At 67.1% G+C, this 22562-nt stretch carries 22 protein-coding genes; 7 read left to right on the forward strand and 15 right to left on the reverse strand.

Annotated features, from left to right (window positions below; all coding sequences use genetic code 11):
- Positions 1 to 138: 138 nt before the first annotated feature.
- Genes FVP33_RS16950 through FVP33_RS16960 form a run of 3 tightly spaced genes read right to left on the reverse strand, consistent with a single transcriptional unit; the run spans position 139 to position 3106 of the window.
- A complete protein-coding gene (locus FVP33_RS16950) occupies positions 139 to 969 on the reverse strand; it encodes a PP2C family protein-serine/threonine phosphatase (protein ID WP_147784878.1) in 831 nt (276 codons plus the stop codon).
- A gap of 35 nt (positions 970 to 1004) precedes the next feature.
- Positions 1005 to 1637: an FHA domain-containing protein gene (locus tag FVP33_RS16955; RefSeq protein WP_147784879.1), complete on the reverse strand. Its 633-nt coding sequence runs from the start codon at positions 1635 to 1637 to the stop codon at positions 1005 to 1007.
- Positions 1638 to 1672: 35 nt separating this feature from the next.
- Complete coding sequence (locus tag FVP33_RS16960; RefSeq protein WP_147784880.1) at positions 1673 to 3106, reverse strand: aminobutyraldehyde dehydrogenase; 1434 nt, start codon at positions 3104 to 3106, stop codon at positions 1673 to 1675.
- Between the two features lie 125 nt (positions 3107 to 3231).
- Here FVP33_RS16960 and FVP33_RS16965 point away from each other — a divergent pair, with 125 nt between their 5' ends.
- The 4 genes from FVP33_RS16965 to FVP33_RS16980 all read left to right on the forward strand — a co-directional run bounded on the left by FVP33_RS16965 (position 3232) and on the right by FVP33_RS16980 (position 7796).
- Complete coding sequence (locus FVP33_RS16965) at positions 3232 to 3699, forward strand: Lrp/AsnC family transcriptional regulator (RefSeq protein ID WP_147784881.1); 468 nt, start codon at positions 3232 to 3234, stop codon at positions 3697 to 3699.
- A 2-nt stretch (positions 3700 to 3701) separates the two neighbouring features.
- Complete coding sequence (locus FVP33_RS16970) at positions 3702 to 5123, forward strand: aspartate aminotransferase family protein (protein ID WP_187270778.1); 1422 nt, start codon at positions 3702 to 3704, stop codon at positions 5121 to 5123.
- A 192-nt stretch (positions 5124 to 5315) separates the two neighbouring features.
- Entirely contained in the window at positions 5316 to 6686 is a 1371-nt protein-coding gene (locus tag FVP33_RS16975) for an NAD(P)/FAD-dependent oxidoreductase (RefSeq protein ID WP_147784882.1), read from the forward strand.
- A gap of 48 nt (positions 6687 to 6734) precedes the next feature.
- Entirely contained in the window at positions 6735 to 7796 is a 1062-nt protein-coding gene (locus FVP33_RS16980; protein ID WP_147784883.1) for a hypothetical protein, read from the forward strand.
- Positions 7797 to 7799: 3 nt separating this feature from the next.
- Here FVP33_RS16980 and FVP33_RS16985 read toward each other — a convergent pair whose 3' ends face one another.
- Genes FVP33_RS16985 through FVP33_RS16995 form a run of 3 tightly spaced genes read right to left on the reverse strand, consistent with a single transcriptional unit; the run spans position 7800 to position 12105 of the window.
- On the reverse strand, positions 7800 to 9782 hold the full coding sequence (locus FVP33_RS16985) for an ABC transporter ATP-binding protein (RefSeq protein ID WP_147784884.1): 1983 nt from the start codon (positions 9780 to 9782) through the stop codon (positions 7800 to 7802).
- Positions 9779 to 11512: an ABC transporter ATP-binding protein gene (locus FVP33_RS16990; RefSeq protein ID WP_147784885.1), complete on the reverse strand. Its 1734-nt coding sequence runs from the start codon at positions 11510 to 11512 to the stop codon at positions 9779 to 9781. Before FVP33_RS16990 ends, FVP33_RS16985 begins: the two co-directional genes overlap by 4 nt.
- A 2-nt stretch (positions 11513 to 11514) precedes the next feature.
- Positions 11515 to 12105 (reverse strand): TetR/AcrR family transcriptional regulator, encoded by a 591-nt coding sequence (locus tag FVP33_RS16995; protein ID WP_246142394.1) that lies wholly within the window; start codon positions 12103 to 12105, stop codon positions 11515 to 11517.
- Positions 12106 to 12185: 80 nt separating this feature from the next.
- On the opposite strand from FVP33_RS16995, the gene FVP33_RS17000 reads away from it, so the two are divergent.
- Positions 12186 to 13100: an NADP-dependent oxidoreductase gene (locus tag FVP33_RS17000; RefSeq protein WP_147784886.1), complete on the forward strand. Its 915-nt coding sequence runs from the start codon at positions 12186 to 12188 to the stop codon at positions 13098 to 13100.
- Positions 13101 to 13217: 117 nt separating this feature from the next.
- Here the strand turns inward: FVP33_RS17000 and FVP33_RS17005 are convergent, their stop codons facing one another.
- Positions 13218 to 14189, reverse strand: coding sequence for an aldo/keto reductase (locus FVP33_RS17005; protein WP_147784887.1), 972 nt, complete (start codon positions 14187 to 14189; stop codon positions 13218 to 13220).
- Between the two features lie 134 nt (positions 14190 to 14323).
- Here FVP33_RS17005 and FVP33_RS17010 point away from each other — a divergent pair, with 134 nt between their 5' ends.
- The gene (locus tag FVP33_RS17010) at positions 14324 to 14839 is read left to right on the forward strand and encodes a methylated-DNA--[protein]-cysteine S-methyltransferase (protein WP_147784888.1); all 516 of its coding nucleotides are present in this window, start codon (positions 14324 to 14326) and stop codon (positions 14837 to 14839) included.
- Between the two features lie 32 nt (positions 14840 to 14871).
- The gene (locus FVP33_RS17015) at positions 14872 to 15480 is read left to right on the forward strand and encodes a DNA-3-methyladenine glycosylase I (protein ID WP_147784889.1); all 609 of its coding nucleotides are present in this window, start codon (positions 14872 to 14874) and stop codon (positions 15478 to 15480) included.
- A 12-nt stretch (positions 15481 to 15492) separates the two neighbouring features.
- On the opposite strand, the gene FVP33_RS17020 is transcribed toward FVP33_RS17015, so the two are convergent.
- The 8 genes from FVP33_RS17020 to FVP33_RS17055 all read right to left on the reverse strand — a co-directional run bounded on the left by FVP33_RS17020 (position 15493) and on the right by FVP33_RS17055 (position 22562).
- Positions 15493 to 15948 carry a DUF5684 domain-containing protein gene (locus FVP33_RS17020; protein ID WP_147784890.1) on the reverse strand — a complete coding sequence of 152 codons (456 nt, stop codon included), beginning with the start codon at positions 15946 to 15948 and terminating at the stop codon, positions 15493 to 15495.
- A gap of 55 nt (positions 15949 to 16003) precedes the next feature.
- Positions 16004 to 16753 (reverse strand): YaaA family protein, encoded by a 750-nt coding sequence (locus tag FVP33_RS17025; protein WP_147784891.1) that lies wholly within the window; start codon positions 16751 to 16753, stop codon positions 16004 to 16006.
- Entirely contained in the window at positions 16753 to 17274 is a 522-nt protein-coding gene (locus tag FVP33_RS17030; RefSeq protein ID WP_147784892.1) for a P-loop nucleotide/nucleoside kinase family protein, read from the reverse strand. Before FVP33_RS17030 ends, FVP33_RS17025 begins: the two co-directional genes overlap by 1 nt.
- Positions 17275 to 17287: 13 nt before the next feature.
- Positions 17288 to 17554, reverse strand: coding sequence for a F0F1 ATP synthase subunit epsilon (locus FVP33_RS17035; RefSeq protein WP_147784893.1), 267 nt, complete (start codon positions 17552 to 17554; stop codon positions 17288 to 17290).
- A gap of 2 nt (positions 17555 to 17556) precedes the next feature.
- Entirely contained in the window at positions 17557 to 19044 is a 1488-nt protein-coding gene (gene atpD / locus FVP33_RS17040) for a F0F1 ATP synthase subunit beta (protein ID WP_187270780.1), read from the reverse strand.
- 26 nt (positions 19045 to 19070) lie between these two features.
- A complete protein-coding gene (locus tag FVP33_RS17045; protein ID WP_147784894.1) occupies positions 19071 to 19970 on the reverse strand; it encodes a F0F1 ATP synthase subunit gamma in 900 nt (299 codons plus the stop codon).
- Positions 19971 to 20061: 91 nt separating this feature from the next.
- On the reverse strand, positions 20062 to 21699 hold the full coding sequence (atpA, locus tag FVP33_RS17050; RefSeq protein ID WP_147784895.1) for a F0F1 ATP synthase subunit alpha: 1638 nt from the start codon (positions 21697 to 21699) through the stop codon (positions 20062 to 20064).
- Positions 21700 to 21767: 68 nt separating this feature from the next.
- The gene (locus FVP33_RS17055) at positions 21768 to 22562 is read right to left on the reverse strand and encodes a F0F1 ATP synthase subunit delta (RefSeq protein WP_147784896.1); all 795 of its coding nucleotides are present in this window, start codon (positions 22560 to 22562) and stop codon (positions 21768 to 21770) included.

The following is a 22562-nucleotide window of genomic DNA, read 5'->3' on the forward strand; positions in this document are numbered from 1 at the left end:
AATACTGTCGCGGCGATTTTCCTGGTCGCACGACCCGGTGTCCCATTGTAGGCACCTGCCGAATCTGCCCCGTCGAACAAATCCGCTGGTGAAGCGCCTGTTTTTGTCCCCCCTTCGGGGGTGATTTGGTCGCCGTCGTCACACCCTGGTTGGCCTCGGCACCGTGTGCTCGAGGTCGTAGAGCCCGGAACTTTCCACCACATCCACCACGATCGTGGTGACGTTGTCGCGCCCGCCGGCGGCGACGGCCGCGTCCACGAGGGCCTGGGCGGTCTCCGCGGGGGCGAGCGCTGCCGCGAGGTGCAGGCGGATCCGCTCCGAGTCGAGCTCCTTCGTCAGTCCGTCCGAGCAGAGCAGCAGCCGCAGCCCGGGTCGAATCGGCACGATCCAGTAGTCCGGCAACGGGGCCGCGTTGAACCCCACCGCCCTCGTGATCACGTTGCTGTCCGGGTGGAACTCGGCGTCCTCGGCACGGATGAGGCCGGCATCCACCAACTCCTGCACCACCGAGTGGTCGATGGACACCTGGCTGAGGAGATTGTTCTCGAACATGTAGACCCGAGAGTCGCCCACGTTGAAGACCATCCAGCATGGTTCACCGTTCTCGAGGGTGAGGGCGGCTCCGGTGGCCGTGGTGCCCACGCCGAGCTCCTTCTCATCCGCGGCGAGCGCGATGTCTTCGGTCGCGGCATGCAACCCGCGTTCGACCGCACCGATCTCCGCGAAGTCCGAGGAGATCTCCTTCTCGAGCCTCGACACGACCGCCGCACTCGCCACGTCGCCGGCGGAGTGGCCGCCCATGCCGTCCGCGACCACGAACAGAGGCAACTCGGCGAGGTAACTGTCCTCGTTATGGTGCCGTTTGCGGCCCGTGTCGGTCGCCGCGCCCCAGGCGATCACGAGAGAGGCATCCGGTCGCCCGGGCACCTCAACGGAGCGTCGTCCTTCACTTCGTCCAAGCTCAGTCACAAGTCATGCCTTTCGCAGGTTGCGATGCCTGTGCATCATCCGCCGGCCGCAGACACGCGCTCGACCGGCAGGATCTCGACGAGGTTGCCGTCACCAATATCCACCACCGTGCCCGCCGAGACGACCACCGACTCGCCCTGCAGCAGCTTTTGGGCCGAAAACCCGGGCACGGTGATGATGGTGCCGTTGGTGGACCCGAGGTCGGTGACGATCACCGATGAGCCGTGCTGGCGCAGCTCGAGGTGCGTGCTGGAGACCTCCCGCAGCGGGGAGGGCACCCGCACGAGGCGCGCGAGCGGCCCCCTCGTGACGCGGGGCGCACTCGGCTTCCGGCCGAGAATCGCCGGCGCGTCGAGCGCGATCGGCTCGTGGTTGTTCACCCTGAACCGGTAGACCGGCGCCGTGCGCGAGGAGTCGTCGACCGGCGGCAACTGGGGCCGCGCACGCTCGACCACCGGCACGGATGCCGCCGGCGAGGCACGGTTCGGCTCGACAAGGGCGAACGGTGCGGAGGCCAGGCCCGCCCGTCGCGCCACTTCCTCGAAGATCGGGGCGAGGTCCGCGAACGGCACCCGTTCGCGGATGATGGTGTCATCGTCGGGGATCGCCGCATCGACCTCCGGAATCGCCCGCGGTCTGATGACCGTGTTATCGTCCTCGGCGTCCATGCGCTCTATTCTGCGGCCAAACCGGGCTCAGACCGTCACTCGCCGATGAAACTCATCACGTGTTTGACTCGCGTGTAGTCCTCGAAGCCGTACGACGAGAGATCCTTGCCGTAGCCGGAATGCTTGAATCCGCCGTGCGGCATCTCGGCGACGATGGGGATGTGGGTGTTGATCCACACGCAACCGAAGTCCAGGTGCTTGGCGAAGCGCATCGCACGCCCGTGGTTCTTCGTCCAGACACTCGAGGCGAGTCCGTACTGCACGCCGTTCGCCCACTCGAGGGCCTGCGCATCGGTGCTGAACCTCTGCACGGTGATCACCGGACCGAAGATCTCGTTCTGGATCGCCTCATCCGACTGCACCAGCCCAGACACGATTGTGGCCTCGTGGAAGTAGCCGGTCGAGCCCTGCCGGTGACCGCCGAGCTCGAGCACGGCGTTGTCGGGCAGGCGCTCGATGATCCCCTCGACCTGGGCGAGCTGGTGGGCGTTGTTGACCGGGCCGAAGAACACGTCGGCGGCGCTCGGCGACCCCGTCTTCGCGTTGTCCCTCGCGTACGCGGCGAGCGCGGCCACGAATTCGTCGTGGATCCCGGCCTGCACGAGCACCCGGGTGGCGGCGGTGCAGTCCTGCCCGGCGTTGAAGTAGCCGGCCGAGACGATCCCCCGCACCGCCGACGGGATGTCCGCGTCGTCGAAGACGACGACCGGCGCCTTGCCGCCGAGTTCGAGGTGCACCCGCTTGAGGTCATTCGCCGCGGACTTGGCGACCTCCATTCCGGCCCGCACCGAGCCGGTGATCGACACCATCTGCGGCGTCTTGTGCTCGATCATCGCGGCGCCGGTCGTGCGGTCTCCGGTTATCACGTTGAGCACGCCCGGCGGCAGGAATTCGGCGGCGACCTCGGCGAGGAGGAGCGTGGAGGAGGGTGTGGTGTCCGAGGGCTTGAGCACCGTCGTGTTGCCCGCCGCGAGTGCCGGCGCGAACTTCCAGACCGCCATGTTCAGGGGGTAGTTCCAGGGGGTCACCTGACCGATCACGCCGATCGGCTCGCGACGCACGAACGATGTGTGGTCCTTCAGGTACTCCCCCGCGGACATGCCGCCGAGGTGACGGGCCTCGCCGGCGAAGAAGCGGATCTGGTCGACGGACAGCAGGATCTCGTCGGTCACCAGGGACGCCCGCGGCTTGCCGGTGTCCCGGGATTCGAGGTCGGCGAATTCTTCGGCCCGTGCCTCCATGGCGTCGGCAATGCGGAAGAGTGCCAACTGGCGCTCGGCCGGAGTCGTCTCCCCCCATTCCTCGAAGGCGGATGCCGCGGCGGCGTACGCGGTGTCGACGTCCTCGCGGCTGGATACCGGCGACGTTCCGTAGGCCTGCTCGGTCGCCGGGTCGATCAGTTCGAACGACGATTCTGCGTGGGCGGCGACGTATTCGCCGTTGATGAAGTTGCGAAGTTGGTCACTCATGTTCACAACATAGTCAGGTCTATTCGCGCGCGCCATTCCTCGTTTTCCACCGATTCCGTCGCGAAACGCCCCTTTGACTTACGGATTCACTTGTCAGTGCCCCGATCCACTGACAGAATCACGTTATGAGCGTGAATCCCAAACCCCTCCAACTCGACGATGTCTCGAAGGCGATTATCGAACAGTTGCAGGCCGACGGGCGGCGCAGTTACGCCGAGATCGGCAAGGCGGTGGGGCTCAGCGAGGCCGCCGTGCGGCAGCGAGTGCAGAAACTCACGGATTCCGGGGTGATGCAGATCGTGGCCGTGACAGACCCGATGCAGCTCGGTTTCTACCGCCAGGCGATGGTCGGAGTGAGGGTGAGTGGCGACACGACCGTGGTGGCCGAGAAGCTCGCCAAGATCTCCGCCGTCGACTACGTCGTGCTCACGGCCGGGAGCTTCGACATCCTCGTCGAGGTCGTATGCGAGAACGATGAAGACCTCATCGATCTGCTCAACAAGGAAATCCGGGGAATCCCGGGGGTCCAATCCACAGAAACATTCGTCTATCTCAAACTGCAGAAGCAGTTCTACAACTGGGGAACTAGATAACCATGACAATGCCAACCCCCGTCGAGCCGTCAACCCGTCCGCTCGACCACGACGAAGCCGACCTTCAGCGCAAGGCGAAGGACCATCTCTGGATGCACTTCGCACGCCAGTCCGTGATGGAGGACGGTCACGGCGTACCCATCATCGTCAAGGGCCAGGGCCACCACATCTGGGACAGCAAGGGCAAGAAGTACATCGATGGCCTGAGCGGACTGTTCACGGTCAACGCCGGCCACGGGCGCAAGCGTCTCGCCCACGCCGCGGCGAAGCAGGCCGAGGAGCTGGCATTCTTCCCGATCTGGTCCTATGCGCACCCGAACGCGATCGAACTCGCCGACCGACTCGCGTCGTACGCGCCGGGCGACCTCAACCGGGTGTTCTACTCGACCGGTGGCGGCGAGGCGGTCGAGACCGCCTTCAAGCTCGCCAAGTACTACTGGAAACTCCAGGGCCGCCCCACCAAGCACAAGGTCATCTCGCGCAATGTCGCGTACCACGGCACCCCGCAGGGCGCGCTCGCCATCACGGGCATCCCGGCCATGAAGGAGATGTTCGAGCCGGTCACCCCCGGTGGTTTCCGGGTGCCGAACACGAACTTCTACCGTGCGGCCGAGATGAGCGCGCCGACCGATGACCTGGAGATCTTCGGCATGTGGGCCGCGAACCGCATCGAGGAGATGATCCAGTTCGAGGGCCCCGAGACCGTCGCGGCCATCTTCCTCGAGCCCGTGCAGAACTCGGGTGGATGTTTCCCGCCCCCGCCCGGCTACTTCAAGCGCGTTCGCGAGATCTGCGACAAGTACGACGTGCTTCTCGTCGCCGACGAGGTCATCACCGCATTCGGGCGGATCGGCAACATGTTCGCCTCGACCACCTACGGGATCGAACCCGACATGATCACGTGCGCCAAGGGCATGACGAGCGGGTACTCCCCGATCGGCGCCACGATCGTGAGCGACAAGGTCTACGAGCCGTTCAAGCATGGCAACACGTCGTTCTACCACGGCTACACCTTCGGCGGTCACCCCGTGTCGGCCGCCGTCGCGCTCGCCAACCTCGACATCTTCGAGGAGGAGAAGCTCAACGAGAACGTTCGCGAGAACTCGCCGGCATTCCGCGCGACCCTCGAGAAGCTCCTCGACCTGCCCATCGTCGGCGACGTGCGCGGTGACGGCTACTTCTTCGGCATCGAGCTCGTGAAGGACAAGGCCACTCGCGAGACCTTCGACGACGACGAGTCGGAGCGCCTGCTGCGGGGCTTCATGTCCAAGGCGCTCTTCGAGGCCGGGCTGTACTGCCGCGCCGACGACCGCGGCGACCCCGTCATCCAGCTCGCGCCACCGCTCACGGTCGGCCAGAAGGAGTTCGACGAGATCGAGAGCATCCTGCGCGGCGTGCTCACCGAGGCCTGGACCCGCCTCTAGCCTCTGGCCCGGTTCGCGCCACCCGAGCGGTCGCGCGAACCGTGCTTCCGAAATCCATGCATTCTTCCGGCGACACGGCTCAGCTGACACGAATTACGGCGTGTCGCCGAGAGATGCATGGATTTCGGAAGGGGACGAAGGGGCGGCAGGGACAGGACAAGAGGGGATGTCGACGATGATCGGGGCGCGTTCGTGACCTACCGGGACCTGAGCTTCTGGTTCGATTCCCTGGCGCAGTCGGGCGCCGACGCCCTCGAGCCGCGGGCGGCCCTGCCCGGCGACCGGGATGCCGACGTCGCGATCATCGGTGGCGGTCTCACCGGCCTCTGGACCGCGTACTACCTCGCGAAGGCGAGCCCGGCGCTGCGCATCGTCGTGCTGGAGAAGGCGATCGCGGGCTTCGGGGCATCGGGACGCAACGGCGGCTGGTGTTCGGCCCTCTTCCCCGCGAGCGCCGGCTCGCTCGAGCGCCGCCACGGACGGGATGCCGCCATCGCCATGCGACGGGCGATGGTCGACACCGTCGACGAGGTCGGACGGGTGGCCGCGGCGGAGGGCATCGACTGCGACTTCGTGCGGGGCGGCACCCTGGCATTCGCGCGCAGCCCGCTGCAGTTGCGCGAGGCGGAAGCGGAGGTGGCGGAGGCCGCGCGCTTCGGCGTGGACCGGCTGGAACTTCGACGTGCCGGCGAGATCCCGAACGCGGCCGGCGCCCTCGGGGCGGCCTTCGACCCGGCCTGCGCGAGGGTGCAGCCCGCCAGACTCGTGCGCGGACTCGCCGAGACCGTCGAGGGTCTCGGCGTCACGATCTTCGAGGACACCGAGGTTCTGGACTGGGCCGAGCACCGCGTCAGGACGACCCGCGGCACGGTCAGCGCGCCCGTCGTGGTCGTCGCAACCGAGGGCTACGGCGCGACGCTGCCCAGCACCCGGCGCCGAATCCTGCCGCTCTACTCGCTCATGATCGCCACCGAGCCGCTCGGCGAGGATGTCTGGGCCGAGATCGGGATCGAGCATGGGCAGACCTTCACCGACTACCGCCACCTGCTCATCTACGGGCAGCGCACCGCCGACAATCGCTTCGCCTTCGGGGGCCGCGGGGCGCGTTATCACTGGGGCAGCAGCATCCGTCCGGACTACGACCGGGTTCCGCACGTCTTCGAGCATCTGCGCAAGACCCTCGTCGACCTGTTCCCGGCCGCGAGGGGTGCGGCGGTCACCCATCGGTGGGGCGGCCCGCTCGGCGTGCCGCGCGACTGGCACGCCGCGGCCGGCTTCGACCGCGCGAGCGGGATCGCCTTTGCCGGCGGCTACGTCGGCGATGGCCTGAGCACCACCAACCTCGCCGGCCGGACCCTCGCCGACCTCATTCTCGAGCGCGACAGCGAGCTGACCAGGCTCCCCTGGGCCAACCACGTCTCGCCCGACTGGGAGCCAGAACCGCTGCGCTTCATCGGCTCCAATCTCGGGCTTGCCGCGATGGGCGCCGCCGACGTGGAGGAGCGGATCACCGGACGCGCGTCGGTGCTCGCGAAAATCATGGGACCGCTCGTCGGACACTGACGCCGCCCGGGGGAACGCCGAGGCGATCCTGCTAGCATTTCGAAGCCGATGGGGACGGCGAACGGCGCGATCGAGGAGACCATGACACTGTTCGAGGGGGCCGACGAGGCGTACTCCGCGCCGAGGCGACGTCGCCGAGGGCTCTCCAGGGTCGTCCCGACGGTGATCGCCCTCCTCCTGGTCGCCGCGGGCGCCTGGGGCGTCGTGAGCTTCCAGCGCCTCGTCGACCAGTACACGGTCTGGACCTTCACCCCCTCCGCCGCGACCGAGTCGATCGCCGACGGATCGCGGATGACCGCGGAGGGACGATTCCTCTTCTTCGCGAGCAAGCCGGCGGTGGAGCCCGCCGCCCTCTTCGACTCGAGCTGCGCGAGCGAACAGGAGGGAAGCGGGATCCTCGGCTGTTACCTGCCGACCGGGCGCACCATCCACCTCTTCGACGTCACCGACGACCGCCTCGCCGGCCTCGAAGACGTCGTCGGCGCGCACGAGATGCTGCATGCGGCCTGGGACCGGATGAACACGCTCGACCGCCAGCAACTCATCCCCGAGCTCGAGGCGGCCGCGAGTCGGCTCGCCGGGAACGCCGACTTCACCAGCCGGATGGCGTACTACGCGAAGGCGGAACCGGGCGAGCGCGACAACGAGCTGCACTCCATCATCGGCACCGAGGTCGCATCGATCGGGCCGGCCCTCGAGGCGCATTACGCCCAGTACTTCACGGACCGCGCGGCGGTCGTCGCCCTGCACGAGAAGTCGGATGCGGTCTTCACCGACCTGCAGGCCCGCTCGGCCGCGCTCTCCACCGCCATGGCCGCGCTCAAGGCCGAGATCGACACCGAGTACGCCGCGTACTCCTCCGGCTATGAGGGGCTCAACGCCGACGTTCTCGCGTTCAACGCCCGCACCGACTGGACCTCGAACGCGGAGATCGGCCGGGCCACGCGCTCCCTGGAGGCGCGGCGGGCGGCGCTCGACGCCCAGTACGCCGACGTCGTCGCCAAGCACAACGAGTACAACGCAGACCACGCGGCCCTCACCTCGCTCACCGACCAGACCAACGAGCTCTACAAGGGACTCAACCTGCAGCCGGCCCTGCCGAGCAAGTAGGCCCTAGAGCTCGGCGGTGGCCGGTGCCGCGAACTGCGCGTTGTACAGCCGGAAGTACGCCCCCTCCGCGGCGAGCAACTCCGTGTGCGTGCCCTGCTCGACGATGGCGCCGGACTCCATGACCAGGATCAGGTCGGCATCCCGAATCGTGGACAGCCGGTGCGCGATGACGAAGCTCGTGCGGTCCGTGCGCAGCGCTTGCATCGCCTGCTGCACCAGCAGCTCGGTGCGCGTGTCGACCGAGCTCGTCGCCTCGTCGAGGATGAGCACACTCGGTTTCGCGAGGAAGGCCCGCGCGATCGTGATGAGCTGCTTCTCGCCCGCGCTCACGTTGGACGCCTCGTCGTCGAGCACCGTGTCGTAGCCGTCCGGCAGCGCATGAACGAAGCGATCCACGTAGCAGGCCGTCGCCGCCTCCAGGATCTCGTCCTCGGTGGCTCCTGAGCGTCCGTAGGCGATGTTGTCCCGGATGGTGCCGCCGAACAGCCAGGTGTCCTGGAGCACCATTCCGAGCTTCGACCGGAGGCTGTCCCTCGTCATCGTCGTGATGTCGACGCCGTCGAGGGTGATGCGCCCGGAGTCGAGCTCGTAGAAGCGCATCATGAGGTTCACCAGGGTGGTCTTGCCCGCACCGGTCGGGCCGACGATCGCGATGGTCTGCCCGGGATTCGCCACGAGCGACAGGTCGTCGATGAGCGGGGTCTCCGGGTCGTAGCGGAAGCTGACGTGTTCGAAGGCCAGCCGACCGGGACCGGCCGCCGGAGAGGTCGCACCGACGGCATCCGGCGACTGCTCCTCGGCGTCGAGCAGTTCGAAGACTCGCTCGGCGCTCGCCACACCGGACTGCAGCAGGTTGGCCATCGAGCCCAGCTGGCTGAGCGGCTGCGTGAAGTTGCGGGAGTACTGGATGAACGCCTGCACGTCGCCGATCCCGAGAGATCCCGACGCGACCTTCAGACCGCCGACGACGGCGATCGCGACGTAGACGAGGTTGCCGACGAACATCATCGACGGCATGATGATGCCGCTGATGAACTGGGCGCTGAAGCTCGCCTGGAACAGCTCCTCGTTCTTCTCGGCGAACCTCGCGGTCACCTCGCGCTGTCTCCCGAACACCTTCACGAGGGCATGCCCGGTGAAGGCCTCCTCGATCTGGCCGTTGAGCGCTCCGGTGTGGGCCCACTGCGCCACGAACTTCTTCTGTGAGCGCTTGGCGATCGTCGCCGTGATGAAGAGCGTGAGCGGCACGGTGACGAGGGCGATGAGCGCGAGCTCCCACGAGATGGTGAACATCAGCACGAGCACTCCGAGCACCGTGAGTACCGAGGTGATGAGCTGGCTCAGCGTCTGCTGCAGGGTTGTCGAGATGTTGTCGATGTCGTTGGTCACCCGGCTGAGCAACTCGCCCCGGGGGGTCTTGTCGAAGTAGCCGAGCGGCAACCGGTTGATCTTGGCCTCGACGTCGCGGCGCATGCGGTAGACGGTGCGCTGGGTGACCCCGTTGAGCACGAATCCCTGAAGCCACTGGAACGCCGAGGCGAATACATAGAGTCCGAGGATCATCACGAGCAGGTTGCCGAGGGCCGTGAAGTCGATGCCGTGGCCCGGGTTGAGGTTCACGCCGCCGAGGAGACTCGCCTGGGCGTCCTGCCCGTTCGCCTTGAGGCCGGCGATGATCTGCGCCTTCGTCGTTCCAACGGGAAACTTCGAGGAGAAGAATCCGTCGACGATGAGGTTCGTCGCGTTGCCGAGGAGCTTCGGCCCGGCGACGGAGAGCCCGACGCTCACGATGCCGAGAAGCACCACGCCGATCACCTTGAGACGCTCCGGGCGCAACTGCCCGAGGAGTCGTCTCGACGACGCCCGGAAGTTCATCGACTTCTCGACTGGCATGCTCATGCCGGCCCACGGCCCGCCGCCTCCCGGCCCGCGACGAATCGGGGGACGGCCCTGGGCGGATGAGCTCTGTGTCGATGTCTGGCTCATGCCACTTCCTCCGCTCGCAGCTGGCTGCCGACGATCTCGGCGTATGTCGGGTTCGACCCGATGAGTTCGTCGTGCGTTCCCCTGCCCACTATCTCCCCGTGTTCGAGCACCAGGATCTCGTCGGCGCCGATGATGGTCGAGACCCGCTGGGCCACGACGATGACGGTCGCGTTGGCGACCCGCTGCCCGAGTGCCAGACGGAGCCGGGCGTCGGTCGCGGTGTCCAGGGCCGAGAACGAATCGTCGAAGACGTAGATCTCGGGGGTCTTCACGAGCGCCCGCGCAATCGCGAGGCGCTGGCGCTGACCGCCCGAGAGATTCGTGCCGCCCTGGGCGATCGGCCCCTCGAGCTTCTCCGGCATGTCGGCCACGAAGTCCCTCGCCTGGGCGATGTCCAGCGCCTCCCAGATCTCCTCGTCCGTCGCATCCGGCTTTCCGTAGCGGAGGTTGGAGGCGACGGTGCCGGAGAACAGGTACGGCTTCTGCGGGATGAGGCCGATGCGACTCCAGAGCAGGTCGGGCTCGAGCTCGCGGACATCCACTCCGTCGACGAGCACCGAGCCTCCCGTCGCGTCGAAGAGTCGCGGGATCAGGCTCACGAGCGTCGTCTTGCCCGCGCCCGTGCTGCCGATGATGGCGGTCGTGCGTCCGGGCACGGCCTCGAAGTCGAGATGGTGGAGCACCGGGGCCTCAGCGCCCGGGTAGGAGAAGGTCACATCGCGGAACTGCACGGTGCCCTTGCCCCGCAGCGACGTCACCGGGGCGTGGTGCAGCAGCACGCTCGACTCGGTGTCGAGCACCTCGGCGATGCGGTCGGCCGAGACGGCCGCCCGCGGAATCATTATCGACATGAAGGTGGCCATCATCACCGCCATGAGGATCTGGATGAGGTAGCTCAGGAAGGCGATGAGGGCACCGATCTGCATGGAACCGTCGTTGATGCGGAACGAGCCGAACCACAGCACGGCGACGCTCGTGACGTTGACCACGAGCATCACCACGGGAAAGACCAGGGCGAAGAGCCGGCCGGAGCGAAGTCCCGTGAGCGTGACGCCCATGTTCGCCTGTTCGAAGCGCTCGGTCTCGACCGTCTCCCGCACGAAGGCGCGCACGACGCGGATGCCAGTGAGCTGCTCGCGCAGAACCTGGTTGACCGTGTCGATTTTCTTCTGCATCAGGCGGAACTGGGGCACCATCCGCACGATGATCAGCGAGATGGACAGCAGGAGCACCGGAACGGCCACGACGAGCAGCCAGGAGAGCCCGACATCCTGCTGGAGGGCGGCGATGACACCGCCGATCGCGAGGATCGGGGCCGAGACGAGCAGTGTGCAGGTCATCAGCACGAGCATCTGCACCTGCTGCACGTCGTTCGTCGTTCGCGTGATGAGCGACGGCGCGCCGAACTTGGAGACCTCCCGCTCGGAGAAGGCGCCCACTTGGTGGAACACCGCCCCGCGCAGGTCGCGGCCGAGCGCCATGGCGGCCTTCGCACCGAAATAGACGGCGATGATCGCGCAGGCGACCTGGCCGAGTGTGATGAGGAGCATCACCACGCCGAGGCGCAGGATGTACGCCATGTCGCCCTTCGCCACTCCGTTGTCGATGATGTCCGCGTTCAGGCTGGGGAGGTACAGCGACGCGATCGACTGGGCGAACTGGAACACCACGACCCCGAGCAGCAGACGCCCGTGGGGTCGGAGGTAGGTGCGCAGGACCTTAAGCAGCATGGTCATTCCTCGTTGTCGTTGTCGGGTCGGGTGACGATCCCGTGCAGGATGATGTCGGCGAGTTCGTCGGTGGAGAGCGGGTGAGCGTCGTTGAAGGGGCCGATGGACGAGGCAAAGGCGATGATCCGCACGAGGTAGGCGACCTTCGTCGGGTCGAGTCTCAGCCTCGCCGCCTCCGGCTCGAGCACCTCGGCCACGATCTCGGCGAACTCGTTGCGTCCTCCGTGGCCCGGCGGGCGACCGGTCATGCCAATCGCGGACATGATGCCGATGATTCCGGCGAACCGGGCCCTCAGGTGGAACAGGATGTCGTGCACCTTCTGCTCGAGCGGGAGATCTGGGTCGATCGAGCGGAGTGCGGTGCGCAACGGCAGCGGGTCGAGGAACTTGTCCACGGCGGCCTGGATGATCGATTCCTTGTCGCCGAAGGCGCGGAAGATGGTTCCCTCGGCGATTCCCGCCTCGTCGGCGATCTGCCGGGTCGTGATGTCTCGGCCGTGTTCGAGGAGCAGCGGGATCACGGCATCGACGATCATCGCCCGTCGGTCATCGAGCGGGAGAGGCCGCGCCCGGCTGATCTTCGTCAACTCCACGTCGGAATTCTAAATGAGTGAGTGCTCACTCACAATACTGGGAGGCAGAATGGAAGGAATTCGATTCTAGGGAGCACACCGTGTCGAGAGCAGTACAGTTCAGTCGCCATGGCGGTCCGGAAGTCCTCGACGTGGTCGAGGTGGACGAGCCGCACGCCGGCACCGGCACCGTGCGGGTGCGCGTGCGTGCGGCCGGGCTGAACGCGTTCGACTTCAAGGTGCGGCAAGATGCCTCCTACCTCCCCTCGAAGAAGCTTCCGAGCGGCCAGGGCCAGGAATTCGCCGGAGTGGTCAACGAGGTCGGCGACGGCGTCGAGGGCTTCGCGGTCGGTGACGAGGTGCTCGGCTGGGTCTCCTTCGCTGCGCAGGCGGACTACGTTGTCGTGCCGCCCAGCCAACTCGCGCCCAAGCCGGCGGGCCTCGACTGGGCGACGGCCGCCGGCATCGGCCTCGTCGGCAACACCGCGAGGAGGGCGACGGATGCCGTCTCCCCCGGCCCCGGCGACACCGTGCTCGTCAGCGCGGCCGCCGGCGGCGTCGGACTGCTCGAGTGCCAGCTCGCGATCCGCGCCGGCGCGACCGTGATCGGCACGGCGAGCGAGGCCAACCACGAGTTTCTGCGCAGCCTCGGCGTGATCCCGGTCACCTACGGCCCCGGTCTCGCCGATCGGGTTCGCGCCGCGGCCCCCGAGGGCATCACGGCCGTGCTCGACAACGCCGGAGAGGAGACCGTGCTTCTCGGCCTCGAGCTCGGCGTCGACCCGAAGCGCATCAACACGATCGTCTACCACGCGGGAGTGGACGAGTACGGCATCCAGGCGGTCGGCGGCGGCAAGAAGAACTCGGCCGAACTCGCCGAACTCGCGAGGCTCGTGGCCGACGGCGACCTGGTGCTGCCGGTCGCAGCGACCTACCCGCTCGGCGAGGTTCGCGAGGCGTACACGCGACTCGAGTCTCGCCATCTACTCGGCAAGATCGTGCTTCTCACCGACTGACCCCGGCCGGCCGGGTCCGCATCGGCCGGCCCCGCTCATCCGTCACCAAGTGCTCGCCAGAGGCCCCCAGCCGACACTTGCTGACGGCCGAGTCGGTGCGCGGCGCCTCGACTCCGGTCAGCTCGGGTTCGCGAAGAGCTCCGAGATCTCGGCGATGTCGGCCACGGTGGGCTGCCACTCGTTGGCCGCGGCGATGTTCTGCACGATTTGCTCCGGCTTCGTGACGCCGGCGATCACGCTCGTGAGGCCGGGCTGGGCGAGCAGCCAGGAGAAGGTCGCGGCGAGCATGCTCACGCCGCGGTCGGCGCAGAACGCCTCGTACTTCTCGATCGTGTCCCAGGGGGCGGTCTCGAGCAGGTGCGGACGGATGGCCATGATCCGGCTGTCTGCCGGTCCGCCCTCCCGACTGAACTTGCCGGTGAACAGCCCGTTGTAGAGCGGGAAGTACGGGAGGAATCCGAGTCCGTAGTGATTCGCCGCCGGGAGCACCTCCGCCTCGACACCGCGCGCGAGCAGCGAATACTCGTTCTGGGCGGAGATGAACTTCGGATGCCCGCCCAGGATCGCCGTGTACTCGGCGTCCGCGATCTGCCAGCCGGTGAGGTTCGAGTGGCCGATGTAGCGCACCTTGCCCTCGGCGATGAGGTCGTCCAACACCGAGAGGGTCTCCTCGATGGGCGTCTTCGGGTCGGGGGCGTGCAGCTGGTAGAGGTCGATCCAGTCCGTCTGCAGGCGACGCAGCGACGACTCGACCGCGAGGCGCACGTACCGTCGCGAACCGCGGGCGCCCCAGTCGGGTCCGTTTGAGCCGGCCATGTCCATGCCGAACTTGGAGGCGAGCACGATGTCGCCCCGGCGGCCCTTGAGCGACTTGCCCATGAGCGTCTCGCTCAGGCCGCGCTCGCCGCCGTAGATGTCCGCGGTGTCGAAGAGGGTGACCCCGGCGTCGATCGCCGCCGAGATGACGGCGTCGGTGCCGGCCTGGCTCTCCGTCGTCGTCTTCGGACGCCCGAAGTTGTTGCAGCCGAGCCCGACCGTGGACACGATGAGGCCGGACCGGCCGAGGTTGCGGTACTGGATTTCAGTCATTCCTCCAGCCTAGATCGCGGCGGCCGGATGCTGCGACGTCCTCCAGTCCCCCACCGGCACCTCCCTTCCGGGCTCCGCAGCCGATGTCCGAAAACCGCCGGAGTGAGGTCGGAGGCCGCGGCTACAGTCGAGTCATGACCTCAGAACTGATCGGGCCGACGCCGCCCGCGCAACTTCGTCGATTGGAGTCTCCCATCGGCAGGATCGAATTGACCGGAGACGGCACCGCCGTCACCTCCCTCACCATCGAGCGAGCCGGCCACCTCCCGCTCGAGGAATTCCCCGAGACGAGCGATGATGTCCTCGATCGGGCGGCCGTCGAACTCGAGGAGTACTTCGCGGGCACCCGCACCAGCTTCGACGTTCCGGTGGCCGTGACAGGCACCGCCTTCCAGCAGGCGGTCTGGGCGGAGCTCACCGAGCTCGAGTTCGGCGAGGTGATCTCGTACGGCGAGTTGGGTCGCGCCACGGGCCGACCCTCCGCCGGTCGGGCGGTCGGCGGAGCCGTCGGCGCCAACCCCGTGCCGATCATCATCCCCTGTCACCGGGTGCTCGCCTCCAACCAGCGCATCACCGGCTACAGCGGCGGCAACGGCATCCCGACCAAGGTGTGGCTCCTCGACCACGAGGGGATAGTGCACGCCTCGTGACGGAGCCGGAGCCGACACCGAGGTCGGGCGACGTGCAACCGCCGACCCAGAGCGAGGGAAGGGCAGCCGTCGCCGTCGGCGACGACGGCGTGCCGCGCTGCGCCTGGGGCTCGAGCGATCCGGAATACCGTCGCTACCACGACGAGGAGTGGGGGTTCGAACTGCACGGAGACCGGCCGCTCTTCGAGAAACTCAGCCTCGAGGGATTCCAGGCCGGGTTGTCCTGGATCACGATCCTCCGCCGCCGGCCGACATTTCGGCTGGCGTTCCACGACTTCGACATCGACCGGGTGGCCGCCATGGACGATGCCGAGGCCGAGGCGCTCATGCAGGACCCGGGCATCATCCGCAACCGGGCGAAGATCAGTGCGACCATCGGCAACGCGCGCATCGTGCAGGAGCTGGTGCGCCAGACTCCCGGCGCCCTGGACGAGCTGATGTGGAGCTTCGCACCCGGCGCGCAGCGACCCCGCCCCCGGGGCTTCGGCGACATCCCCGCCGTGACTCCCGAGTCGACGGCGATGAGCAAGGCGCTGAGGTCACTGGGCCTGCGGTTCGTCGGTCCGACGACTCTCTACGCGCTCATGCAGTCTGCGGGCATGGTCGACGACCATGTCGAGGGGTGCTGGCGGGCGACCTGAGTCGACTCGGGGTCACGCGGCCGTCGGCGAGGGAACGTTGGGTCCGTAGAGGGGTCGAACGGCCATCTTCTCCGGCTCCCACCGGGAGCCGTCGAAGGCGATGATCCCGATCCAGATCACCGGCAGGAAGATGTAGAGCAGAAGCCAGCCCACCCCGGGCTTCTGGAAGGCCGAGCCGACGTGCCAGGCGGCGATGCAGGCGAACACCGCCGCGACGATGTTCACGCCGGGTATCAGGCTCAGCAGCGCGAGCCAGCCCAGCTGTCCGCCCATCTCGAAGAACACCCAGTAGTTGAACACCGGCACCCAGGCCTTCCACGGGAGCACGCCGGCCTTGGCGAAGACCCGGGACAGCATCCAGGCGACGAGGGCATAGACCCCGAGGAACACCACCAGGTAGACGACGATGATGACCAGCACCAGTGCCGCGGCCGCCGCCGCGCCCGCTCCGTATCCGTTGTCGTTCATCTGAACCCCTCTTCGATAGTTCGCCGGTGCGACGGGCCCACGACGAGGCCCGACGTCAGTAAACCACGAGTTCGAGCTCCGACTCACCTTTTTTCGTGAGCTGAATTCCGTCCGCCGCCGCCCAATCGAGAAGCGATTCGACCGACGAATGGTCGATTCCGGTCTCGACGAGTCGCCGCACGAACAGGCCCTTGCCCTTCTTGTTGAAGTGGTTGAGCGCCCGCACCCGGCCGTCCGGTCCCTCCGCCGACACCCGCACGAAGAAGGCGTGCCGGTCAGAGGGGATGGGGCCGAGCTGCACGTAGGCCTCCGAACGCAAGTCGACGATGAGCCCGTCGCGCCCGGCGAGCACCGACGACACGGCGTCGCGCCAGGTCGAACGGAGCGCGAGGTCGGGCAGTCGGGAGTTGTGCGAAAGGCGGTACGCGGGAATGGGATCGTCCGCCGCGACCAGTCCGAACAGCGCGGAATGCACCACCACATGCTCGGCGGCGAACGCGAGGGCCGGCCCGTCGAGCGACGCGGCATCGAGGGCGTCGTAGAGCACCCCGGTGTACCTCAGCAGCGCGGGCATCGTGGGCGACGTCGACAACTGCCGGTTTCGGTCGACCTCGAACGCCTGTTGCGGGCCGAGCCCCAGCGCGGTGGACATGGTAGCCCGATTGCGCGAAAGGCGGCGAGTGGACGCGAGCACCGCCTTGCGGGGGCGCGAGAGCTCCGGATGCCCGAGCAGCGTCAGATCGAGGGTCGACCCCTCTGCCCCGCCGTCTCGTTTCGTCTCGGAGGGGGGAAGCAGAATCAGCATCAGGACGCGATGAATGCCATCGCGGCGTCGACGTTGAACCCGATCGGGTTCACGGAGTCGAGGGTGATGCGGGCGACGGCCGCGCTCGGCCCGCTCCACGGGTCGTACTCGTCCACGCGCTGCTCCACCGCGTTCCAGTTCACCTCGGAGAGGTGAGGCAGCCGACGCTCGCGAGACTCGAGCCGCGAGCGATGAAGTTCGAGGTCGGAACAGATGACTTCGATGAACTTGAGAACCTCGCCGCGATCACGCGCCAGGTTCACCCACTGCTCCCGCGCCGGGTCCACGGCGTTGACCGCGTCCACGATCACATCGTGGCCGGCGTCGATCACGAACTCGGCGAGCTTCTCGGCCACGAGGTACGCGGCGAGCCCCGTGGGCTGGTCGCTGTCGATGCCCGCGCTCAGGATCGCGGACTCGATCGGGTCGACCGAGATCACCGAGGCGCGAAGTCGACCGCCGACGATCTCGGCGATCGTGCTCTTGCCAGACCCAGGAAGCCCGGCCATCGCGATCAGCACGTGCGGACTCCGGCTACGCCGTGGCGAGCTCGGCGTACCGCGCGACGATCGTCACGGTGTCGTGCTCGACCGACAGGAATCCGTCGTCGGCCTTCGCCCGCACGACCGTGCCGCGCGGATCGGTGATCCGCACCTCGCCGGCGGCGAGGATCGCGAGCAGGGGCTCGTGCCCGGCAAGGATGCCGATCTCGCCCTCCGTCGTGCGAGCCACGACCATCGACGCCGCGCCGGACCAGACCGACTGGTCAGCCGACACGACTGTCACCTGGAGCTCGGCCATGCTTAGCCGTTCTCCTTCTGGATCTTCGCCCACTGCTCTTCGACGTCGTTGATGCCGCCGACGTTGAAGAAGGCCTGCGTTGCGACGTGGTCGAAGTCTCCGCGCACGATCGCGTCGAAGGATTCGATGGTGTCCTTGAGCGGCACTGTCGATCCCTCGACACCGGTGAACTTCTTCGCCATGTAGGTGTTCTGCGACAGGAACTGCTGGATGCGGCGGGCGCGGGAGACGGTGATCTTGTCTTCCTCGGAGAGCTCATCGACACCGAGGATCGCGATGATTTCCTGCAGTTCCTTGTTCTTCTGCAGGATCGCCTTGACGTTCGTGGCCACGCGGTAGTGGTCGGCGCCCAGGTAGCGCGGGTCGAGGATGCGGCTCGTGGAGGTGAGCGGGTCGACGGCCGGGTACAGGCCCTGCGACGCGATCTCGCGGCTCAGTTCCGTGGTGGCGTCGAGGTGCGCGAAGGTCGTGGCCGGCGCCGGGTCGGTGTAGTCGTCGGCCGGCACATAGATGGCCTGCAGCGAGGTGATCGAGTGTCCGCGCGTGGAGGTGATGCGCTCCTGCAGGATGCCCATCTCGTCGGCGAGGGTCGGCTGGTATCCCACGGCGGACGGCATGCGCCCGAGCAGGGTGGACACCTCGGAGCCAGCCTGCGTGAACCGGAAGATGTTGTCGATGAAGAGCAGCACATCCTGGTTCTGCACATCGCGGAAGTACTCCGCCATGGTGAGCGCCGACAGCGCGACGCGAAGACGCGTCCCCGGCGGCTCGTCCATCTGGCCGAACACGAGCGCGGTCTTGTCGAAGACGCCCGCCTCTTCCATTTCGAAGATGAGGTCGTTGCCCTCACGGGTGCGCTCGCCGACTCCGGCGAACACCGACACGCCACCGTGGTCCTGCGCGACGCGCTGGATCATCTCCTGGATGAGCACGGTCTTGCCGACTCCGGCACCTCCGAAGAGGCCGATCTTTCCGCCGAGCACGTAGGGGGTGAGGAGGTCGATGACCTTGATGCCGGTCTCGAAGAGCTCGGTCTTGGACTCGAGCTGGTCGAATGCCGGGGGCTTGCGGTGGATCGGCCAGCGCTCGGTGAACTCGAACTTCTCGCCGGGGGCTCCATTGAGCACCTCGCCGATGACGTTGAAGACCTTGCCCTTGGTGGCGTCACCGACCGGCACCGTGATGGGCCCGCCGGTGTCGCGAACCTCCTGGCCGCGAACGAGGCCGTCCGTCGGCTTGAGGGCGATTGCCCGCACGAGGTCGTCGCCGAGGTGCTGGGCTACCTCGAGGGTGATCTCGTTGGACTGGTCACCGATGGTGATCGTGGTCTTGAGGGCGTTGTAGATGCCGGGGATCGCGTCGTGCGGAAACTCGATGTCGACAACGGGACCGGTGACCCGCGCGATCCGACCGACGCCGGCGATGGCGGTCGAGTCGGTCTCGGCGGTGTCAGCGACGGGATTCTTCGCAGCAGGGGCTGTCGTAGTCATTTGCTTCTCTATTCTCCTGGGCTGATTCAGTTCTTCACCGAGAGGGCGTCTGCGCCGCCGACGATCTCGGAAATCTGCTGGGTGATCTCGGCCTGGCGCGCGTTGTTCGCAAGCCGGGTGTAGTTGGTGATGAGCTTGTCCGCATTGTCGCTCGCGGACTTCATGGCCTTCTGGCGGGCGGCGTGCTCGGAGGCCGCCGACTGCAGCATGGCGTTGAAGATGCGACTCTCGATGTAGACCGGAAGGAGGGCATCCAGAACGTCGCCCACCTCCGGCTCGAACTCGTAGAGCGGCAGGATCTCGTTCTCGCCCGGCGTCTCGACGCCCTCCACGACCTCGAGCGGCAGGAGTCGAACGACCTCGGGAACCTGCGTCACCACGCTCACGAAGCGGTTGTAGACCACATGGATCTCGTCGACCCCGCCCTCGCTCGCCGGCTGGATGAACTTGGCGACGATCGTCTGGCCGATCTTCTGGGCCGTCTCGAACTCGGGCTTCTCGGTGCCACCGGTCCAGATCTCCTCGGCAGCACGCTTGCGGAACGCGAAGTAGGCGGCGGCCTTGCGACCGACGAGGTAGTAGACCACCTCCTTGCCTTGCGAGCGCAGGAGGGTCGTGAGCTCGTTGGCCTCACGCACGACGTTCGTGCTGAACGCGCCGGCGAGCCCTCGGTCGGAGGTGAAGAGCAACACCGCCGCACGCTCGATCTTCGGCGGCTCGGTCGTGAGGATGTGGTCCACGTTCGAGAAGGTCGCGACGGCGGAGACCGCCCGCGTGACGGCGCGCGAGTACGGACCGGAGGCCGCCACCCTCGCCTGCGCCTTCTGAATGCGCGAAGCCGAGATCAGCTCCATGGCCCGAGTGATCTTCTTGGTCGTCTGGGCAGCCTTGATCTTCTGCCGGTAGACCCGAAGTTGCGCTCCCATGTGTCTTACTTTCCTTTGTCGTGATGATCGGTGAGGTCGAGCTGGTGGGGCACCGGGGCGCCGCACCGTCCGCGAGGCGGCCGGTGCTCGGTCAGCGCTTGGCCTTGACGATCTTCTCCTGGTGCACTTCTTCCGGCTCGATCGCCACGAACTGCTCGGTTCCGACCGAGGCGAGCGGCTTGCCCTCGCCGGTCTGGAACTCGAGCTTGAACTTGTCGATCCCCTCGCCGAGAGCGGTCACCGTCGCGTCGTCGAGCACGTTCGTGCTGGCGAGGTTGGTGAGGATGTCGGTGTTGCGTCCGAGGTAGTCGAGCAGCTCGCGTTCGAAGCGCAGCACGTCTTCGACGGCCACCTCGTCGAGCTTGCCGTTGGTGCCGGCCCAGATCGATACGACCTGCTGTTCGACCGGGTACGGCGAATACTGCGGCTGGCGAAGCAGCTCGGTGAGGCGGGCGCCTCGGGCGAGCTGGCGACGGCTGGCCTGGTCGAGGTCAGACGCGAACATGGCGAAGGCCTCGAGCGAGCGGTACTGGGCGAGCTCGAGCTTGAGCGTTCCTGACACCTTCTTGATCGACTTGACCTGCGCGTCGCCACCGACTCGGGAGACGGAGATACCCACGTCGACCGCCGGACGCTGGTTGGCGTTGAACAGGTCGGACTGCAGGAAGATCTGGCCGTCGGTGATCGAGATCACGTTGGTCGGGATGTACGCCGACACGTCGTTCGCCTTGGTCTCGATGATCGGCAGGCCGGTCATCGATCCGGCGCCGAGCTCGTCGGAGAGCTTGGCACAACGCTCGAGCAGACGGGAGTGCAGATAGAAGACGTCACCCGGGTAGGCTTCGCGCCCCGGCGGGCGGCGCAGCAGCAGGGAAACGGCGCGGTAGGCCTCGGCCTGCTTGGACAGGTCGTCGAAGATGATCAGAACGTGCTTGCCGGCATACATCCAGTGCTGGCCGATGGCCGAACCGGTGTACGGGGCGAGGTACTTGAACCCGGCAGGGTCGGAGGCGGGCGACGCGACGATCGTCGTGTACTCCATTGCTCCGGCGTCTTCGAGCGCGCCCTTCACCGAGGCGATGGTCGAGCCCTTCTGGCCGATGGCGACATAGATGCAGCGCACCTGCTTCGAAGCGTCTCCGGAGTCCCAGTTCGCCTTCTGGTTGATGATCGTGTCGATCGCGATGGCCGTCTTGCCGGTCTGGCGGTCGCCGATGATGAGCTGGCGCTGGCCGCGACCGATCGGGATCATGGCGTCGATCGCCTTGATGCCGGTCTGCATGGGCTCGTGCACGCTCTTACGCTGCATGACGCCTGGCGCCTGCAGTTCGAGGGCGCGCCGGCCCTCTGAGGCGATCTCGCCGAGGCCATCGATCGGGGCGCCGAGCGGGTCGACGACTCGACCGAGGTAGGCGTCGCCCACCGGCACGGAGAGCACCTCTCCGGTGCGGGTGACCTCGAGGCCCTCCACGATGCCGGCGAATTCGCCGAGCACGATCACGCCGATCTCGTTCTCGTCCAGGTTCTGGGCGAGGCCGAGCGTGCCGTCCGCGAAGCGGATGAGCTCGTTCGCCATCACGCCGGGAAGACCCTGCACGTGCGCGATTCCGTCGGCCGCGTCGATGACGTAGCCGACCTCGGTCGTCGAGGCGGACGCGGGGTTGTAGGACTTGACGAAGTCCTTGAGCGCATCGCGGATCTCGTCCGGGCTGATCGTGAGGTCTGCCATTTCCGTTGTTTCCTTGTCTTCGCGAAGCCGTGCGGCTCCGGGGGGTCTGTGTTGGTGGCCGTGCTGCCCTAGCGGGCGAGCTGCAGCCGGAGATCCTTGAGCTTCGAGGCGACGCTGCCGTCCATCACCCTGTCGCCGACCTGCACGCGAAGCCCGCCGATGAGGGCGGGATCGACGACCAGGTTGAACTTGAGCGCCTGCCCGAACTTGGCCGCAAGGCCCTTTTGCAGACGCTCGAGCTGAACCGCGCGGATGGCGGTCGCACTCGTGATCGTCGCGACCGCGAGGCCCGACTGGTCGGCCACGATCGCCGCCGCGGTGCGCAGCAGTTCGCCGATGCGGCGGCCGCGAGGCTGCTGCATCAGGTGACGCACGATCGAGAGCGTCTGCGGCGAGGCCTTCCCCACCAGGAGCGCCTCAACGAGAGCCACCTTCGACTCGGGGCTGCCGAGTTTGCTGCTCACCGCCAGTTCGAGTTCGGAGTCCGACGAGACCGCCGTGCCGAACGCGAAGAGTTCCGCGTCGATGTTGACGGTGGCCGGGGCGGAATCCGCCGCCGCCCGCAGTCCGAGCTCCTCGATTCCCGCGAGCAGATCGTCGGTGCTCGACCAGCGGTTCGAGACCACGGTGTCGAGCAGTTCGAGCGTGGCGTCACTGAAGTTACTGCCGAAGACCGCCGACAGGATGGACCGCTTGTCAGCGGCATCCGTCGACGTGTCGGAGAGCATCGAGATGAGCTGTGCAGACCCGCCGATGATCCGACCGGCCGAGAACAGTTCGTCGGCAGTGGCCAGGTTGGCCGTGCCCGCGGACGACAGCTTCGCCCGTGACGCGGCGAGGGCTTCCCTGGTTGCTGATCCCAT

The organism is Lacisediminihabitans profunda, from assembly GCF_008040105.1.
Taxonomy (GTDB): Bacteria; Actinomycetota; Actinomycetes; order Actinomycetales; family Microbacteriaceae; genus Lacisediminihabitans; species Lacisediminihabitans profunda.

Coding starts and splice junctions, on each gene's coding strand:
- FVP33_RS16955 (WP_147784879.1), bottom strand. CDS start 1,637: ATGGACGCCGAGGACGATAACACGGTCATCAGACCGCGGGCGATTCCG.
- FVP33_RS16960 (WP_147784880.1), bottom strand. CDS start 3,106: ATGAGTGACCAACTTCGCAACTTCATCAACGGCGAATACGTCGCCGCC.
- FVP33_RS16965 (WP_147784881.1), top strand. CDS start 3,232: ATGAGCGTGAATCCCAAACCCCTCCAACTCGACGATGTCTCGAAGGCG.
- FVP33_RS16970 (WP_187270778.1), top strand. CDS start 3,702: ATGACAATGCCAACCCCCGTCGAGCCGTCAACCCGTCCGCTCGACCAC.
- FVP33_RS16980 (WP_147784883.1), top strand. CDS start 6,735: ATGGGGACGGCGAACGGCGCGATCGAGGAGACCATGACACTGTTCGAG.
- FVP33_RS16985 (WP_147784884.1), bottom strand. CDS start 9,782: ATGAGCCAGACATCGACACAGAGCTCATCCGCCCAGGGCCGTCCCCCG.
- FVP33_RS16990 (WP_147784885.1), bottom strand. CDS start 11,512: ATGCTGCTTAAGGTCCTGCGCACCTACCTCCGACCCCACGGGCGTCTG.
- FVP33_RS17005 (WP_147784887.1), bottom strand. CDS start 14,189: ATGACTGAAATCCAGTACCGCAACCTCGGCCGGTCCGGCCTCATCGTG.
- FVP33_RS17010 (WP_147784888.1), top strand. CDS start 14,324: ATGACCTCAGAACTGATCGGGCCGACGCCGCCCGCGCAACTTCGTCGA.
- FVP33_RS17020 (WP_147784890.1), bottom strand. CDS start 15,948: ATGAACGACAACGGATACGGAGCGGGCGCGGCGGCGGCCGCGGCACTG.
- FVP33_RS17025 (WP_147784891.1), bottom strand. CDS start 16,753: ATGCTGATTCTGCTTCCCCCCTCCGAGACGAAACGAGACGGCGGGGCA.
- FVP33_RS17035 (WP_147784893.1), bottom strand. CDS start 17,554: ATGGCCGAGCTCCAGGTGACAGTCGTGTCGGCTGACCAGTCGGTCTGG.
- atpD (WP_187270780.1), bottom strand. CDS start 19,044: ATGACTACGACAGCCCCTGCTGCGAAGAATCCCGTCGCTGACACCGCC.
- FVP33_RS17045 (WP_147784894.1), bottom strand. CDS start 19,970: ATGGGAGCGCAACTTCGGGTCTACCGGCAGAAGATCAAGGCTGCCCAG.
- atpA (WP_147784895.1), bottom strand. CDS start 21,699: ATGGCAGACCTCACGATCAGCCCGGACGAGATCCGCGATGCGCTCAAG.
- FVP33_RS17055 (WP_147784896.1), bottom strand. CDS start 22,562: ATGGGATCAGCAACCAGGGAAGCCCTCGCCGCGTCACGGGCGAAGCTG.